Source organism: Xanthomonas hyacinthi, assembly GCF_009769165.1.
Classification (GTDB): domain Bacteria; phylum Pseudomonadota; class Gammaproteobacteria; order Xanthomonadales; family Xanthomonadaceae; genus Xanthomonas_A; species Xanthomonas_A hyacinthi.
Window position 1 is genome coordinate 3,586,693 of sequence record NZ_CP043476.1, and the last position, 15,990, is coordinate 3,602,682.

General features: G+C 70.3%; 14 protein-coding genes. 5 read left to right on the forward strand and 9 right to left on the reverse strand.

Annotation, left to right across the window (positions count from 1 at the left end; all coding sequences use genetic code 11):
* Positions 1-90: 90 nt before the first annotated feature.
* The 9 genes from FZ025_RS15755 to FZ025_RS15795 form a co-directional block, all read right to left on the reverse strand.
* The gene (locus tag FZ025_RS15755; RefSeq protein ID WP_046978828.1) at positions 91-1,599 is read right to left on the reverse strand and encodes a sensor domain-containing diguanylate cyclase; all 1,509 of its coding nucleotides are present in this window, start codon (positions 1,597-1,599) and stop codon (positions 91-93) included.
* Positions 1,600-1,714: 115 nt separating this feature from the next.
* Positions 1,715-2,593 carry a translation elongation factor Ts gene (gene tsf, locus FZ025_RS15760; RefSeq protein ID WP_046978827.1) on the reverse strand — a complete coding sequence of 293 codons (879 nt, stop codon included), beginning with the start codon at positions 2,591-2,593 and terminating at the stop codon, positions 1,715-1,717.
* A 147-nt stretch (positions 2,594-2,740) separates the two neighbouring features.
* Positions 2,741-3,538, reverse strand: a complete 798-nt coding sequence (rpsB, locus tag FZ025_RS15765; protein ID WP_046978826.1) for a 30S ribosomal protein S2 — start codon at positions 3,536-3,538, stop codon at positions 2,741-2,743.
* 285 nt (positions 3,539-3,823) lie between these two features.
* Positions 3,824-4,537, reverse strand: coding sequence for a fimbrial biogenesis chaperone (locus FZ025_RS15770; RefSeq protein WP_053057204.1), 714 nt, complete (start codon positions 4,535-4,537; stop codon positions 3,824-3,826).
* A gap of 1 nt (position 4,538) precedes the next feature.
* The gene (locus FZ025_RS15775) at positions 4,539-4,865 is read right to left on the reverse strand and encodes a Csu type fimbrial protein (RefSeq protein ID WP_046978824.1); all 327 of its coding nucleotides are present in this window, start codon (positions 4,863-4,865) and stop codon (positions 4,539-4,541) included.
* 79 nt (positions 4,866-4,944) lie between these two features.
* Positions 4,945-5,949: a Csu type fimbrial protein gene (locus FZ025_RS15780; protein ID WP_046978823.1), complete on the reverse strand. Its 1,005-nt coding sequence runs from the start codon at positions 5,947-5,949 to the stop codon at positions 4,945-4,947.
* Positions 5,946-8,306 carry a fimbria/pilus outer membrane usher protein gene (locus FZ025_RS15785; protein WP_146093559.1) on the reverse strand — a complete coding sequence of 787 codons (2,361 nt, stop codon included), beginning with the start codon at positions 8,304-8,306 and terminating at the stop codon, positions 5,946-5,948. Before FZ025_RS15785 ends, FZ025_RS15780 begins: the two co-directional genes overlap by 4 nt.
* Complete coding sequence (locus tag FZ025_RS15790) at positions 8,260-9,000, reverse strand: fimbrial biogenesis chaperone (protein WP_046980918.1); 741 nt, start codon at positions 8,998-9,000, stop codon at positions 8,260-8,262. The genes FZ025_RS15785 and FZ025_RS15790 overlap by 47 nt, the downstream gene beginning before the upstream one ends.
* Before the next feature lie 13 nt (positions 9,001-9,013).
* Positions 9,014-9,517, reverse strand: a complete 504-nt coding sequence (locus FZ025_RS15795) for a Csu type fimbrial protein (protein WP_046980917.1) — start codon at positions 9,515-9,517, stop codon at positions 9,014-9,016.
* 225 nt (positions 9,518-9,742) lie between these two features.
* On the opposite strand from FZ025_RS15795, the gene map reads away from it, so the two are divergent.
* The 5 genes from map to dapE all read left to right on the forward strand — a co-directional run bounded on the left by map (position 9,743) and on the right by dapE (position 15,850).
* The gene (gene map / locus FZ025_RS15800) at positions 9,743-10,519 is read left to right on the forward strand and encodes a type I methionyl aminopeptidase (RefSeq protein WP_046980921.1); all 777 of its coding nucleotides are present in this window, start codon (positions 9,743-9,745) and stop codon (positions 10,517-10,519) included.
* A 29-nt stretch (positions 10,520-10,548) separates the two neighbouring features.
* Positions 10,549-13,164 (forward strand): [protein-PII] uridylyltransferase, encoded by a 2,616-nt coding sequence (locus tag FZ025_RS15805; protein WP_046980920.1) that lies wholly within the window; start codon positions 10,549-10,551, stop codon positions 13,162-13,164.
* The gene (dapD, locus tag FZ025_RS15810; protein ID WP_046980916.1) at positions 13,164-14,162 is read left to right on the forward strand and encodes a 2,3,4,5-tetrahydropyridine-2,6-dicarboxylate N-succinyltransferase; all 999 of its coding nucleotides are present in this window, start codon (positions 13,164-13,166) and stop codon (positions 14,160-14,162) included. Before FZ025_RS15805 ends, dapD begins: the two co-directional genes overlap by 1 nt.
* A gap of 162 nt (positions 14,163-14,324) precedes the next feature.
* A complete protein-coding gene (locus FZ025_RS15815) occupies positions 14,325-14,681 on the forward strand; it encodes an arsenate reductase (protein WP_104558611.1) in 357 nt (118 codons plus the stop codon).
* 41 nt (positions 14,682-14,722) lie between these two features.
* On the forward strand, positions 14,723-15,850 hold the full coding sequence (gene dapE / locus FZ025_RS15820) for a succinyl-diaminopimelate desuccinylase (RefSeq protein ID WP_046980914.1): 1,128 nt from the start codon (positions 14,723-14,725) through the stop codon (positions 15,848-15,850).
* Positions 15,851-15,990 lie beyond the last annotated feature (140 nt).

The following is a 15,990-nucleotide window of genomic DNA, read 5'->3' on the forward strand; positions in this document are numbered from 1 at the left end:
CCTCGTTGGGGGGGGACGGGCAAACCACCAGATTCTAGCCGAAGCGCGACGGGAATCTGCCGCGCCGCTGCCGCGGCGCACCGGCCGGGTTCAGGCCAGGGTGTCGCGGAACGAGCGTGCGGTGACCCGGTTGCGGCCGCCGTGCTTGGAGCTGTAGAGCATGTCGTCGGCGGCCTGCAGCAGTTCCTGCGCGGTGCCGAAGCGCTCGCGCCCGCCCTGGGTGGCGACGCCGGCGGAGAAGCTGATGTGCAGCGGTCCGCTCTTCAGTTCGACCATCGGCCGTTGCACGATGTCGGTGAGGATGCGCCGGATCACGTTCAGCGCGGCTTCCTCGCTGGTGTTGGGCAGCAGCACCAGGAATTCCTCGCCGCCGAAGCGCGCCACGGTGTCGCTGCCGCGCAGCAGCGGCTGCAAGGCCTGTGCGAATGCGCGCAGCACCTGGTCGCCGATCAGGTGGCCGTGGGCGTCGTTGATCTTCTTGAAGTCGTCCAGGTCGATGAAGGCGATCGACAGCGGCCAGTCGTGGCGGCTGGCCAGGTCGAACTGCTGGCTGAGCAGGATATCCAGCTGGTGCCGGTTGTACATGCCGGTCAGCGCGTCGCGGCTGGCCTGCTCGGCCAGGCGGCGCGTGCGGTGCTCCGATTCGTCGGCCTGGTGCCGCGCATGGGTGGCTTCCTGGATCTCGCGCAGGTTGCGCATCACCATCAGTTCGCGGGCATGGCTGATGATCGCGTCGATCCGCTCCGGCTGTGCGATGCGCACGTCGAAGATCGGGCCGATGACCGGCAGGGCTTCGGCCATGCCGGCGATCACCTCGTCGAAGCGGCGGCTGTCCAGCTGCAGTTCGCGATACGCGCGCTCCATCACCAGGCCGCGCGCGGCATCGGCGTCGGCGCTCAGCCAGATGTCGGCGACGCTGCCGGACAGCAGCACGCATCTGCCGAACGTGTCCGGCGCCGGCTCGGCGCTGGCGCTGCGGCCGATGCTGCGCTGCAGGTAGCCGGGCAGCTTCCACTTCTGCGCCAGCCAGGCGCCGACCTCGGCGTGGTCGCAGCCCAGCCGCTCGCGCTCCAGCGCGGCCAGCGTCTGGCTGCCGCTGTTGCCGGCCTCGCGCAGCAGCGGCGCGTAGTCGTCGTGGCAGACGTGCAGCAGGGCCAGCGCGCCCATGTCCTGCAGCAGCCCGGCCAGCATCAGTTCCTCGTGCTTGCGCAGGCCCATGGCCTGGCCGAGCAGGCGGCTGGCCAGCGCCGACAGCACGCTGCGCCGCCAGATGCGTTCCTGCAGGTCGCTGGAGGCGGTGGTGCCGTTGCGCAGGCTCTGCACCATCGAAAAGCCCAGCGCCAGGCTCAGCGCGGCGTTGAGTCCGAGCATGGTCAGCGCCTGGCCGAGGTTGTCGATGCGGCGCCGGCTGGCGTACAGCGGCGAATTGGCGATGCGCAGCATGCGCGCGCTCAGCGCCATGTCCATCGCGATGGTGTCGGCGGTGGTGGCCAGATCGACGTCCGGATCCTGGGCCAGGTCGATGATGCGCAACGCAATCCCGGGCGGCGAGGGCAGGTTGCGGGAATGAGCCAGGATGGCTTCGAGTTCAGGGCGCATGCGGTTCCGCGTGGGATGTGATCGGGACAGCGACGCGTCCCAGCGTGCCCAGCGTACCACCGGCAAAAAAAAAGCCGCGACCAGGCGCGGCTTTTTTTCTCCGGGCGGGCCGGCCTCAGGCCAGGCCGGCCTGCTTCATCACTTCGGCGGCGTAGTCTTCCACCACCTTCTCGATGCCTTCGCCCACGGCCAGGCGCTGGAAGCCGATCACGTCGGCGCCGGCGGCCTTGACCGCCTGTTCCACGCTCTGGTCGGTGTTCAGCACGTAGGGCTGGCCGTACAGGGTGACCTCGTTGACGATCTTGGCGAGCTTGCCGCTGATGATCTTCTCCAGGATGTCGGCCGGCTTGGCCTTGTCCTTTTCCGACATCTTGGCCAGCTCGATTTCCTTTTCCTTGGCGACGAAGTCGGCCGGGACGTCGGCGGCCTTCACATGCGGCGGGTTCATCGCCGCGATGTGCATGGCGATGCCGCGGGCCAGCTCGATGTCGCCGCCCTTGACCTCGACCAGCACGCCGATGCGCCCGCCATGCACGTAGGCGGCGACGTTGTTGGCGCTGTCGATGCGCACCAGGCGGCGCACCTGCACGTTCTCGCCGACCTTGGCGATGACCGCGGCGCGGGCTTCCTCGACGGTCTCGCCGCCGGGCAGCTTGGCGCTCTTCAGCGCCTCGGCGTCGGCGGCGCCGGAGTGCAGCGCGGCCTGGGCCACGGCTTCGGTGAAGGCCAGGAAGTTGTTGTCCTTGGCGACGAAGTCGGTCTCCGAGTTGATCTCGACCAGCACGGCCTTGGCGCCGTCCTGGGCCATCGCGATGCGGCCTTCGGCGGCGACGCGGTCGGCCTTCTTGTCGGCCTTGGCCAGGCCCGACTTGCGCAGCCACTCGGCGGCGTTGTCGATGTGGCCGGCGTTCTCGGTGAGCGCCTTCTTGCATTCCATCATGCCGGCGCCGGTGCGCTCGCGCAGTTCCTTGACCAGGGAAGCAGTGATTTCCACGGGTGACCTCACAAAAGGTGGGAAAGGGCCGGCTTGCGGCCGACCGGGAATTCTGGGAAACGGGCGTTTGCGGCGCCCGCTGACCCGGGCGCGCAGCGCGCGCCGGGCGGCGACTGCGCATGCTCGCGCAATCGCATGGCGCGCCGCTTACTCGGCGGCGGGGGCGGCTTCTTCGGCCTTCTTGCCGTTCCTGCGCGGGCCGCGGCCCTTGTCGTCGCCGGCTTCGCTGAACTCTTCCTCGCGCACGCTGGCGGCGTTCGGCGCGGCGGCCTTGCCTTCCAGCACGGCGTCGGCGGCGGCGCGGGCGTACAGCTGCACGGCACGGATGGCGTCGTCGTTGCCCGGGATGGCGTAGTCCACCAGTTCCGGGTTGTAGTTGGTGTCGACCACCGCGATCACCGGGATGCCGAGCTTCTTGGCTTCCTTGATGGCGATGTCTTCATGGCCGATGTCGATGACGAACAGCGCGTCGGGCAGGCGGTTCATTTCCTTGATGCCGCCCAGCGAGGCCAGCAGCTTGTCGCGCTCGCGGCGCAGGGTCAGCACTTCGTGCTTGACCAGCTTGTCGAAGGTGCCGTCGGTTTCGGCCGATTCCAGCTCCTTCAGGCGCGCCACCGACTGCTTGACGGTGCGGAAGTTGGTCAGCGTGCCGCCCAGCCAGCGCTGGGTCATGAACGGCTGGCCGCAACGCTCGGCTTCTTCCTTCACCGAGTCGCGGGCGCTGCGCTTGGTGCCCAGGAACAGGATGGTGCCGCGCTTCTGCGCGACGCTGGAGATGAAGTTCATCGCGTCGTTGAACAGCGGAACCGTCTTCTCGAGATTGATGATGTGGATCTTGCCGCGCGCGCCGAAGATGTACGGCGCCATCTTGGGGTTCCAGTAGCGGGTCTGGTGGCCGAAGTGGACGCCGGCTTCCAGCATCTGACGCATGGTGACCTGAGGCATTGCAGTGACTCCTGATGGGGAACCGGCCATGCGCGGGCTGTTTGAGGTGAAGTCTGCGCATGGACATGCAGGCCCTTGCGCGGCGTGCACGACGATTCCGGGGTTGGGCTTCCCTGCGGCCTTACGTGACCGAACTCCTCGCGGAGCACCCCGGCACGGGCGATGGCAGCAGGTGTGGATTCGCCGGTGCGTCCGGCGTGGACGGTGCGCTGGCCCGGGCGGGCGCAGCGAAGCCGCGGAACTATAACGGGCCGCGGCCTTGGGCGCAAATGCGCGCCAGCCGGGTCATTCGGCCAGCAATGGCTGCAGCTCGGTCTGGCTGTCGAGGCGGGCGGCGAAATGGCCGCCGCGCGCGGTCCCGACCTCGGCCGGCAGCGGCCAGCGCTTCCGTTCCCCGGCCAGCACGTAGCCGGCCAGGTTGTGGAACAGGGTCAGCAGGCGGCCGTCGGCGCCGATGAAGCTCAGGTCGCTCAGCCGCGCGTGCGCGGTGCCGCGATTGCGCACCTGCAGTTCGTGGCCATAGGCGCCGGCGACCAGGCTGACGCTGAGCGCGGCGGCCGGCGCGGCACCGGGCGGAACCAGGAACACCGGGGTGGAATAGCGCAGCAGCAGGCGCGGGTCGGCGGGGCCGGTGGCCGCGGCCGCGCGCTCTTCCAGCACCAGGCGGTAGGCGATCTCGCGGTCGGTCGCGGCCGGCCCGGTGCGCACCACCCGCAGCAGTTGCCGCCCCTGCGCGGGGATGTCGATCAGGCGCGGGCTGGGCTGGACGTCGTCGGTCGCCTGCAGCCGGTCCATGCCCTCGGCCTGATCCCAGCGATACAGCCGGGCCTGCGCCTGCCAGGGCCGGTCCTGGGTATTGCTGAGCCAGATCTCGGTGGTCTGCGCGCCGGGCGCGATCTGCACGATGGCCGGGCTGATGCGTACGCCGGCCGCCGCGGCCATGCCCGGCAGCAGCGCCAGCAGCAGGCCGGCGATCCGTGCGCAACGGCGCCCGCCCACGTTAGAACGCGACCGTGGCGTAGCGCGCATCCTGGCGCGGCAGTCCATCCGCCAGGCTCAGGCCCAGCGCCAGCGTCCCGGACGCGCTGGGCGCGGCGGCACCGTCGATGCTGACCTGGTAGGGCAGCGGGCGGGTGCAGGCCACCTGGGTGGCGGCCGCCCCGGGCTGGTTGCGCTCGGCGGTGCTGATCTCGCAGCTGCGCAACAGGCGGATGCCGACCCGCAATGCCGCGCTTTCGTTGGCGCCGAGGTGCTGCGCCGACGCGCCTGCGCAGACCGCGCACAGGCTCGCGAGCAGCAGCGATTGCAGGAACGGCATGGCGGTCATCGCGGCATTCCGAGGGAGATGCGACAGATAACGGCGCACGGCAGGCGAACTTTACCGTGCGTACGCAGGCGTTCGGTTGTCAGTAAGTAATCGTCACCTTGACCACGTCGCTGTAGCTGCCCGGGGGCGGTATCTGCGCGGCCGGGACCTGGCCGTACAGGGTCAGCGACTGGGGACTGCCGGTGCCGGTGCCGGTCTGGGTATCGCTGTTCAGGGTGCTGCCCCAGCGCTGGCTGCGCGCCGCATCGCGGTACAGCTCGTAGCGCAGGTACTGGCCGGCGGCGTTGCGCATGCGCCGGATGCTGCCACTGGCGTACTGGCCATTGTCCAGGCTGACCTGCCAGGCGGTGCGCCGGCGGCAGTTCATGCTCAGCGCGGTGGTGTAGTTCAGCGCGGTATCGACCAGGCCGGAGTGGCTGCCGAAGTCCAGGTCGGCGATGCTGGCGATGGTGCACAGCGGGGCCGCGTTGGCCGAGCTCACGAACGGGAACTGCACCGCAGTGCCGCCGCCCTTGCCGCCGGTGGTGCAGGAGGCGGGCAGCACCGCCGGGGTGCCGATCAGGGGTTCGTCGTAGCGGTACTGCAGGTTGGTGTACACGCCGCTGAAGCTGTTCTGGTACAGCCCGGTGGCGATGCCGCTCTGCAGCGGGACGCGCCCATAGAGGGTGTAGGTGGCGCTGCCGCTGCCGCCGATCAGCAGCGACGAATAGGTCAGGTCCACCTGCAGCGGCGTGGAGGCGTTCAGCGCGCTGCCCCAGATCAGGCTGCGCGCGCTGTCGCGGTACAGCTGGAAACCAAGGCTGTCGTTGAGCGGATTGAGCATGCGCCGCGGCGCGATGCCCAGGCCGCCGCCCTGCGCGCCCTCGCCGATGTTCAGGCACATGCGCACGTAGATCGTGCCCAGGATGCTGAGCGCGCCGGTCTGGCAGGTGACGGTGATCTGGGCGCTGCTGTCGGTGGCGGCGCTGGTGGAGACGTTGCCGAAGTCCAGCGCGGTGGTCACCGCCGTGCAGGTGGTGGTGGCGCCGGCGCGCAGCGGCGCCAGCGCCAGCAGGGTGGCGCACAGCCATGCGGTGCGGCTCACGGCGCCCGCCCCGCGCTGCAGCGCAGCGGTCCCAGGCGGGCTGGGCGCCGCTGCGGCGTGTGCTCGATGCGCACCCTGCAGCTGCTGCCGTCCATGTCCACCTGCAGGTCGTTGCGCCCGAGCTTCAGCCCTTCCAGGTAGGCCTCGCCGTCGTAGCCGACCACCGCGTCGATGCCCGCGCCGCGCACCCGGCTGCCGACCGGCAGCGGCGCGTCCTGCGCATCGTGCAATTGCACCAGCACGCCGTCGCTGCTGCGGATCGGGAAGTCCACCACCACGCCGGTACGGTCGCGCGGCACCACGATCTGGTCGACCCGCTCCGGGCGCAGCTGCGGCGGCAGTTGCATCGGATCGATCGACACCTGGTTGTGCTGCCAGCCCAGCAGCGGCGTGACCATCAGGAAACCGCGTGCGTCGGTGACCCCGATCGGGCGGTTTTCCAGCAGCACCGGCACACCGCCGACGCCGCCGGTGGAGACCAGCGCGAAGGCCTGGTCGAGATCGCGGCCGGGGAACCAGCCGCCGCCGATCCGGGCCAGGCCGCCGGAGGCTTCGGCATAGCCATAGGTTTGCCCGCCGTCGCTGGCCAGGCCGGCGGCATAGTGCGCGGTGTCGCGTCGCCAGGTGGCCTCGGCCAGGCCGCCGGCGCTGTCCTGGCCGCTGCGCGCCTGCAGCCGCCAGCCGCTGCCGCCGTCGGCGGCGGCCGCGCGGCTGAGATCGGCCGCCACGCTCATGCGCTCGCCGACCCGCTGCAGGGCGACGCTGGCCTGGCGCGCGCCGCTGAGCGCGATCGACCAGCCCAGGTACATGCTGCGGTCGCTGGCCTGGCCCAGATTCTGGTTGACGCTCAGATTGAGCGAGGACTGCCACGGCAGCGCCCGGGTCCAGAACAGGCTGGCATAGCGCAGGTCGCCGCTGTCCGGGTAGGACAGGCGCACATAGCTCATCGACACATTGCCCACCTGGTCCCAGCTGACCCCGGCCAGCGCGCGCTCGCTGATCCGCGGCGGCGCCGCGCCGTAGTGCGAGGCCACGTCGCGATAGCCGCGCTGCGCGCGCTGGGTATCCATCGAGACGTTGAAGCGGCCGTTGTTCCAGCGGTAGCTGAGCGCGTACTGGCGGCCGCTGCGGCCATCGCCCTGGCTGTGCGCCAGCGAGGCGCCGACCACGCCGGCGCGCGGCAGCAGCCAGATGCCGCCGGCGCCGGCGTTGCGCACCCCGGCGCCGGCCTCGGCGTGCGCCTCGGCGGTGAAGCGGGCGCTGGCGCCGCGGCGCCAGCTGGCGCTGGCGACGGTGTCCCCGGCATAGGCGAAGGCGTCGCTGCCGTAGCCCTCGCGGACCCGGCCCAGCGCCAGCGACCAGTCGTCCAGGCCGTCGGCCAGCAGGTCCTGGGTGGCGTAGAACGGGAATTCGACCGAACGGCTGCGGCCGTAGGCGTCGGTGATGACCAGCTGCGCGTTGCCGGCGCCGTCCACGCCGGGCGCCGCCGACAGCTGGAACGGCCCGGCCGGCAACTCCGAGCCGTACTGGCGGATGCCGTTGACGTACAGGTCCACGCTCGAGGGCACCGTCACTTCGCCGAGGAATTCCGGCAGCGGCGTGGTCGCGCGGTACGGCTGCAGGCCGAAATCGCGGCCCACGCGTACCCCGCCCAGGCGCAGCGTGCGGCTCCAGCTGGTGCTGCTGCTCAGCGTGTCGCCGAGCACCACGCTGGTCATGCTCTCGGGCAGCGACCACTGCCACTGCGTGTCCAGGCGGATCGCCTGGCTGCGCCAGTCGCGCTGCGGTGCGCGGTACAGGCGGCCGACGAAGGATTGGCGGAACATGCCGCGGCCGAGCAGGCTGCCGCCCCGGCCGAAGGCACGCAGTTCGCCGCCCGCGGTGAGATTGCTGGCGCTGCCCTGGCGGCTGGCGTACAGGTCGTAGTCCAGCAGCGCGCCGGGCGAACTGGTCGCCGGCAGCGTCGGGCCGCTGGCCTGCGCGTCGATCCGGGTCAGCGGCACGTCGAGCAGCGCCACCGGCGCATCGATCGCCAGCTGCTGCAGGCCGGCGTCGTAGCGGTAGCGCACCCCGTCCAGGCTCTCCAGCGCGATCGCGGCGGTGGCGTCGGCGTCGATGCGCAGGCCGAGCTGGCGCAGCGTGGCGGCCTCGGCCAGCATGCGGTCGGGGTCGCGCTGGAAGCGGAACAGTCCAGGCTTGCGGGTCTCGTTGAGGGTGACTTCCAAATACAGCGTTTCCTGTTCCGTTGGCAGGCCGTTGGGCTGGGCGGCGGCAAGCTGTGCGGCGCTGGCCCACAGCGCCAGCAGCAGTTCAAGGAGCCTGTGCTTCCAGCGCAAGCGATTGAGCAATGGGTTCACCGTTGATCGTGGCCTTGAACGCGCCGTCGGCGCGTACCAGTGCAGCAGGCAGTGGCCAGCGCTTGCATTGGCCCGGCAGCACATAGCCGGCCAGGCCGTCGGCGATCGCGGCACGGGTGCCGTCGCGGGCGACGAAATACAGGTCCACCAGCTGCGCGTGTTCGCTGCCCTGGTTGACGACCTCCAAGGCCGGCGCGCCGGCGTCGCGGATCAGCCGTGCCTGCAGCGCGGGCGCCGCGGCGGCGGCCGGTTTGACGAAGATGGGCACCGAGTAGCGCAGCACGAACTGCAGTCCGGCCGCAGTGCCGGCAGCGGCGTCCGCCGACGGCAGTTCGTCGACCAGCACCCGATAGGTGTCCTCGGTGGTCCTGGGCGCATCGTCCAGGCGGATGATGCGCACCAGTTGCCGCGAGTGCGGCGCCAGTTGCAGCATCGGCGGGCTGATCGCGATCCTGTCGCTGGGCTCGAGCAGGTCCTCGCCGTCCTGCTGGCGCCAGCGGAACACCCGCACCTGCGCCTGCAGCGGCGTGTCGCCGCTGTTGCTCAGCCACAGGCCCTGCGCCGTCTCCTCCGCGGTCAGCTGCACCGAGGTCGGCGCGACCTGCAGGCTGGCGGCCTGCGCCGCCAGCGTCGCCGCCAGCCACAGGGCCAGGGCGAGTGGCAAGCGCAACGCGAAGTCGGGTCGCAGGGACATGGGAACGCTCCGGTTACCAGGTGACAGTGGCAGTGACGACGTCGCTGTACGAACCGGCAGGGTAATTGGTACTGGCGACCTGGCCGTAGACGACCAGCGGCTGCACCGCACCATTGCCGGTGCCGGCCTGGGTGTCGCTGCCGATGGTCGAGCCCCAGTTCTGGGTGCGCGCCGAGTTGCGGTACAGGGCGTACGGCACGCGTGCGGTATTGCCCGCATCGGCGCTGCCCATGGTGCGCGAGGTCACCGTCGCGGCGGAGCCGCTGCCGGCGTTGAGCGCGATGTTGTACGGGGTGCCCGAGGTGCAGCGCACGTTCAAGGTGCCGGTGCTGTTGATCGAGCTCTGGGTGGAGTTGACGCTGCCGAAATCGACGTCGGTCGGTGCGGTCTGGATGTCGCAGACGCTGGTGATCTGGATCTTGACGTTGAAGGTGCGCGAGTCGGTCTGGGCGGACGCCACGCCGGTCCCGGCGGCCAGCAACGCGGCGACGGCGAGTGCACTGGGGAAGGCTTGCATGGAGTGAGGCTCTTCGGAATGACGGAGTCCGTCGGTGCCGGAAGCCAATGCAAAGCGTAGGCCATTGCACACGTTCATGGATATGTATTCAGTTCTTGATCGTGCTGGATTCACGCTTCTGCAGGTTTAATTTCGTGAAGAAGGCGGCTGGCGACCGGGTGCCAAAAACCCGGCAGTACGCATGGACGCGTTCAGGAAAGCCGCGGATGAGCGATAATGGCGGGCATGACCGTCAATCTGAAAACTCCCCAGGACATCGAGAAGATGCGCATCGCCGGTCGCCTGGCCGCCGAAGTGCTCGACATCGTCGGGCCGCATGTGAAGCCCGGCGTGAGCACCGCCGCGCTGGACCGCGTCTGCCACGACCACATCGTCAACGTGCAGCAGGCGGTGCCGGCCAACGTCGGCTACCGCGGCTACCCGAAGACGGTATGCAGCTCGGTGAACAACGTGATCTGCCACGGCATCCCCAGCGAGAGCAAGGTGCTGAAGGACGGCGACATCGTCAACATCGACGTCACCGTGATCAAGGACGGCTGGCATGGCGACACCAGCCGCATGTATTACGTCGGCACCCCGTCGGTGATGGCGCGGCGGCTGGTCGAGGCGACCTACGCGGCGATGTGGCGCGGCATCCGCGCGGTGCGCCCGGGCGCCACGCTCGGCGACGTCGGCCACGCGATCCAGCAGTACGCCGAAGCCGAGCGTTTCAGCGTGGTGCGCGAGTACTGCGGCCACGGCATCGGCAAGGTCTACCACGACGAACCGCAGGTGCTGCACTACGGCCGGCCCGGCGAAGGCCTGGTGCTGAAGCCGGGCATGACCTTCACCATCGAGCCGATGATCAATGAAGGCTCGCGCTACACCCGCGTGCTGCCGGACGGCTGGACCGTGGTGACCAAGGACCGCAAGCTGTCGGCGCAGTGGGAGCACATGATCGCGGTCACCGAGGACGGCGTGGACGTGCTGACCCTGTCGCCCGGCGGCCTCGGCGAGCCGTGAGCCTGCTGCCGGCTGGTGCCGATGCCGGCATGCCCGACGAGGCGGCCGTCGACGATGCGCAATGGGCTGCCGCGGCCCGGCAATTGCTGCTCCAGGCCGATGCGCGGCTGAGCAAGCGCTTCGACCAGGGCGACGACATCGACCGCCTGCTGGCGCTGCGCGCGCGCGCGCTGGACCAGCTGATCAAGCATGCCTGGAGCCGCTGCCTGCCGCGCGACGCCGGGCTGGCGCTGTACGCGGTCGGCGGCTACGGCCGCGGCGAGCTGTTCCCGCGCTCGGACGTCGACCTGCTGGTGCTCGGCGAGGCCGAACAGCAGCGCGCCCACGAACAGGCGCTGGCGCGCTTGTTCGCGCTGCTCTGGCATGCCGGCGTGCCGGTCAGCCACGCGGTGCGCTCGGCCGCGCAATGCACTGCCGCCTGTGCCGACCAGACCGTGCTGACCGCGCTGATCGAGGCGCGCCCGTTGCTCGCCGATGCCACCGCCCGCGCGGCGCTGGCCGCGGCGATCGCGCCGCAGCTGGTGTGGCCGCCGCGCGCGTTCTTCCTGGCCAAGCGCGAGGAGCTGCAGACCCGCCACCAGCGCTTCGGCGACACCGCCGACAACCTGGAGCCGGACATCAAGGACGGGCCGGGCGGCCTGCGCGACCTGCATACGCTGGGCTGGATGGCGCTGCGCGCGTTCGGCGTGCGCGACCTGGAAGCGCTGGTCGGCCTGGGCCATGTCGGCAACGACGAGGCCGATGCGCTGGCGCGCGAACGCAGGGCGCTGGCACGGCTGCGCTTCGGTCTGCACCTGGTCGCCGGGCGCCCGGAGGAGCGGCTGCGCTTCGACTACCAGAAGGCGCTGGCGCAGCGTCTGGGTTATGTCGACGACCCGGAGAGCCTGGGCGTGGAGAAGATGATGCAGCGCTTCTATCGCAGCGCGGCGATGATCCGGCGCATCAGCGACCGCCTGCTGCAGCGCTTCGAGGAACAGTTCGACGGCGAGGCGCAGCCGCAGCCGCAGCCGCTGGGCGCCGGTTTCTCGCTGCGCCGCGGCTACCTGGCCGCCGATGCCGAGGCCTGGCCGCAGGCCGATCCGGTGCAGGTGTTCGCGCTGTTCGCGACCTGGGCTGCGCACGGCGAGGTGCGCGGCCTGCATTCGCTGACCGCGCGCGCGCTGGCCGAGGCGCTGCCGCAGCTGCCCGCCTACGACGGCGCCAGCGCGCTGGCGCGCGAGCGCTTCCTGGCCCTGTTGCGCGGCCCGCGCGCGGTGCATTCGCTGACCCGGATGGCGCGGCTGGGTGTGCTCGGGCAGTGGATCCCGGCGTTCGCGCAGGTGTCCGGGCGCATGCAGTTCGACCTGTTCCACGTGTACACCGTGGACCAGCACACGCTGATGGTGCTGAAGAACATTGCGGTATTCGCCAGCGCGCGCGCCGACGACCGTTTCTCGATCGCGCACGAGGTGTGGCCGCGGCTGCGCAAGCCGGAACTGCTGCTGCTGGCCGGACTGTTCCACGACATCGCCAAGGGCCGCGGCGGCGACCACTCCGACCTCGGCGCGGTCGACGCGCGCGCGTTCTGCGTCGGCCACGGGCTCAGCGCTGCCGATACCGATTTGGTCGCGTGGCTGGTCGAGCAGCACCTGCGCATGTCGGTGACCGCGCAGAAGCAGGACATCTCCGATGCCGACGTGATCCACCGCTTCGCCACCCTGGTCGGCGACCGCGAGCGCCTGGATTATCTGTACCTGCTGACCTGCGCCGACATCGCCGGCACCAGCCCCAAGCTGTGGAACGCGTGGAAGGACCGGCTGCTGGCCGACCTGTACTTCGCCGCGCGGCGCGCGCTGCGCGAGGGCCTGGAGCATTCGGTGCCGGTGGCCGCGCGGGTGCAGGAGGCGCGCGAGGCCACCCGCGCGCTGATGCACATCCAGGGCCACGACGATGCGGTCATCGACCGCCAGTTCGCCGGCATGCCGGACGAGAGCTTCCTGCGCTTCCGCCCCGAGCAGCTCGCCTGGCAGGCGGGTGCGCTGATGGAAGTGGAGCTGGGCGGCACCCTGGTCAAGGTGCGCCCGGTGACGCCCGACGACGACGCGCTGGAAGTGTTCGTCTACTCGCCGGACCGCGACGGCCTGTTCGCCGCGATCGTGATGACCCTGGACCGGCTCGGCTACGGCATCCACCGCGCACGCGTGCTCGACGCGCCGCACGAGGCGATCTTCGATACCTTCGAGGTGATGCCGGCCGATGCCTTCGCCAGCGGCGACACCGCGCAGCTGGAGGCGGCATTGCGCGAGGCGCTGTCCGGCGACCTGACCCGGCTGCGCCCGGCGCGGCGCGTGGTGCCGCGCCAGCTGCGCCATTTCCGCTTCGCCCCGCGCATCGAATTCCGCCAGAGCGTGGACGGTCGCCGCACCCGCCTGAGCCTGTTCGCGCCGGACCGGCCGGGGCTGCTGTCGAACGTGGCGCAGGTGCTGCGCCGCCAGCAGCTGCGCGTGCACGACGCGCGCATCGCCACCTTCGGCGAGCGCGCCGAGGACGTGTTCCAGATCACCGACGAGCACAACCTGCCGTTGCCCGACTCCTCCCGCCAGGCGCTGCACGCCGCACTGCAGGCCTGTCTGGACCCCGATACCCCACCTGGAGAATCCCGCTAATGGCCACCAAGAAACCTGCTGCCGCCAAGCCCGTCGCCGCCAGCAAGGCCGCCGCGAAAAAGGCGGCGGCCAAGAAGACCGTCGCCACCACCGCGGCGGCCAAGCCCAGCGCCGCGCCGAAGTCGCCGGCCAGGCCGGTGCGTGCCAAGCCGGCCGCCGGCGCCAGCGCCGACGAGCTGAAGTTCACCATCGACAGCGCCTTCGAGCGCCGCGCCGCGCTGACCCTGGACGAGATCGAAGGCTCGGCCCGGCCGGTGGTCAACCGCGTCATCGATGGCCTGGAAAGCGGCGAGTTCCGCGTCGCCGAGCCCGACGGGCATGGCGGCTGGAAGGTCAACGCATGGCTGAAGAAAGCCGTGCTGCTGTACTTCCGGGTCAACGAGATGGCGGTGGTCGACGCGCAGCCGGCGCCGTTCTGGGACAAGGTCGAGGCGCGCTTCGCCGGCTACCACGAAGCCGAGTTCCGCAAGGCCGGCGTGCGCGTGGTGCCGGGCGCGATCGCGCGCCGCGGCAGCTACTTCGGCAAGGACGTGGTGCTGATGCCGAGCTTCACCAACATCGGTGCGCACGTGGGCGAGGGCAGCATGGTCGATACCTGGGCCACGGTCGGATCGTGCGCGCAGATCGGCAAGCACTGCCACCTGTCCGGCGGCGCCGGCATCGGCGGCGTGCTCGAACCGCTGCAGGCCGGCCCGACCATCATCGAGGACCATTGCTTCATCGGCGCGCGTTCGGAAGTGGTGGAGGGCGTGGTGGTCGGCCACCACAGCGTGATCGGCATGGGCGTGTTCATCGGCCAGAGCACGCGCATCTACAACCGCGCCAGCGGCGAGGTATCCTACGGCTACGTGCCGCCGTATAGCGTGGTGGTGTCCGGCCAGCTGCCGTCCAAGGACGGCTCGCATTCGCTGTACTGCGCGGTGATCGTCAAGCAGGTCGATGCCAAGACCCGCAGCAAGACCAGCGTCAACGACCTGCTGCGCGGCCTGGCCGATTGACGCATCTCCTTCTCCCACTGGGAGAAGGTGCCCCGAAGGGGCGGATGAGGGTACGGGCGAAGCTCCGTGTAGTTGGGTCCGCGAGACGCTTTCGCGCCGTACCCTCACCCCAACCCCTCTCCCGCTGGGAGAGGGGCTTTATCGCTTGATGGGACATTTTCGATGACGACGTTGTACGGACTGAAGAACTGCGATACCTGCAAGAAGGCGACGAAATGGCTGGAGCGCTTCGGCGTGGCCTATGCGTTCGTCGACTACCGCGAGCACAAGCCCGATCCGGCGACCGTGCTCGAATGGGCCGGCAAGGCCGGCGGCTTCGATGCGCTGGTCAACAAATCCTCGACCACCTGGCGGCAGCTGCCGGACAACAGGAAAGTGCCCGGCTCCGAGGCCGAATGGAAACTGTTGCTGCGCGAATATCCGCAACTGATCCGGCGGCCGGTGGTGGTCGCCGACGATGGCCAGCTCAGCCAGGGCTTTTCCGACAACGGCTTCAAGCAGCGCTTCGGCGTGGGCTGAGCGTCAGTCGCGCACTTGCGCTCCTACAGTGATTTCCCGCCATGTCCGACGTCGTTGACCTCACCTGCGACCTGATCGCCCGCCCCTCGGTCACGCCGGACGACGCCGGCTGCCAGGACCTGATCGCGCAGCGGCTGGCGCGCGCCGGCTTCGCCATCGAGCGGTTGCGCTTCGGTCAGGTCGACAATCTGTGGGCCACGCATGGCAGCGGCGCGCCGGTGCTGGCGCTGCTCGGCCATACCGACGTGGTGCCGCCGGGGCCGCGCGAGGCCTGGGCCAGCGATCCGTTCGTGCCGCAGATCCGCGACGGTGTGCTGTACGGACGCGGTGCCGCCGACATGAAGAGCGGCGTGGCCGGGTTCGTGGTCGCCGCCGAGCAGTTCGTCGCCGCGCATCCGCAGCACCCCGGCACGCTGGCGCTGCTGCTGACCTCCGACGAGGAAGGCGATGCGCTGGACGGCGTGCGCAAGGTCGCCGAGACCTTCCGCGCGCGCGGCGAGCGCATCGACTGGTGCATCACCGGCGAACCGTCCTCCACCGAACGACTCGGCGACCTGCTGCGGGTCGGTCGCCGCGGCAGCCTGTCCGCCACGCTGCTGGTGAAAGGCGTGCAGGGCCACGTGGCGTATCCGCACAAGGCGCGCAATCCGATCCACCTGGCCGCGCCGGCGCTGGCCGAGCTGGTCGCGCGGCATTGGGACGACGGCTACGAGAGCTTCCCGCCGACCAGCCTGCAGATCTCCAACCTGCATGCCGGCACCGGCGCCAACAACGTGATCCCCGGCGACCTGCAGGTGGCCTTCAACCTGCGCTACACCCCGCACTGGGACGCGCCGCGGCTGGAAGCGGAGATCGCCGCGCTGTTCGACCGCCATGGCCTGGACTACACGCTGCGCTGGCACCGCAGCGGCGAGCCGTTCTACACCCCGGAAGGGCGCCTGCGCAGCGTCGCGCGCGAGGTGCTGGGCGCCTTCGCCGGCGCGGCGCCGGAAGAGAGCACCGGCGGCGGCACCTCCGATGCGCGCTTCATCGCGCCGCTGGGCGCGCAATGCATCGAGGTCGGCCCGGTCAACGCCAGCATCCACCAGGTGGACGAGCATGTGCGCGTCGCCGACCTGGAGGCGTTGCCCGCGCTGTACCTGCGCCTGATCGAACGGTTGCTGTCGTAACAGTTGCGCCGTCCCGCCGGCCGGGTTACGTTCGCCGCATGACCTCGCTGCCCGCCCTCCGCCCGATCCACGCCAACGGCCGCAATCATGCGCTGGCGAATAATCGTGCGCGGCCGATGCGGGTCTGCGACTAGGCGCTA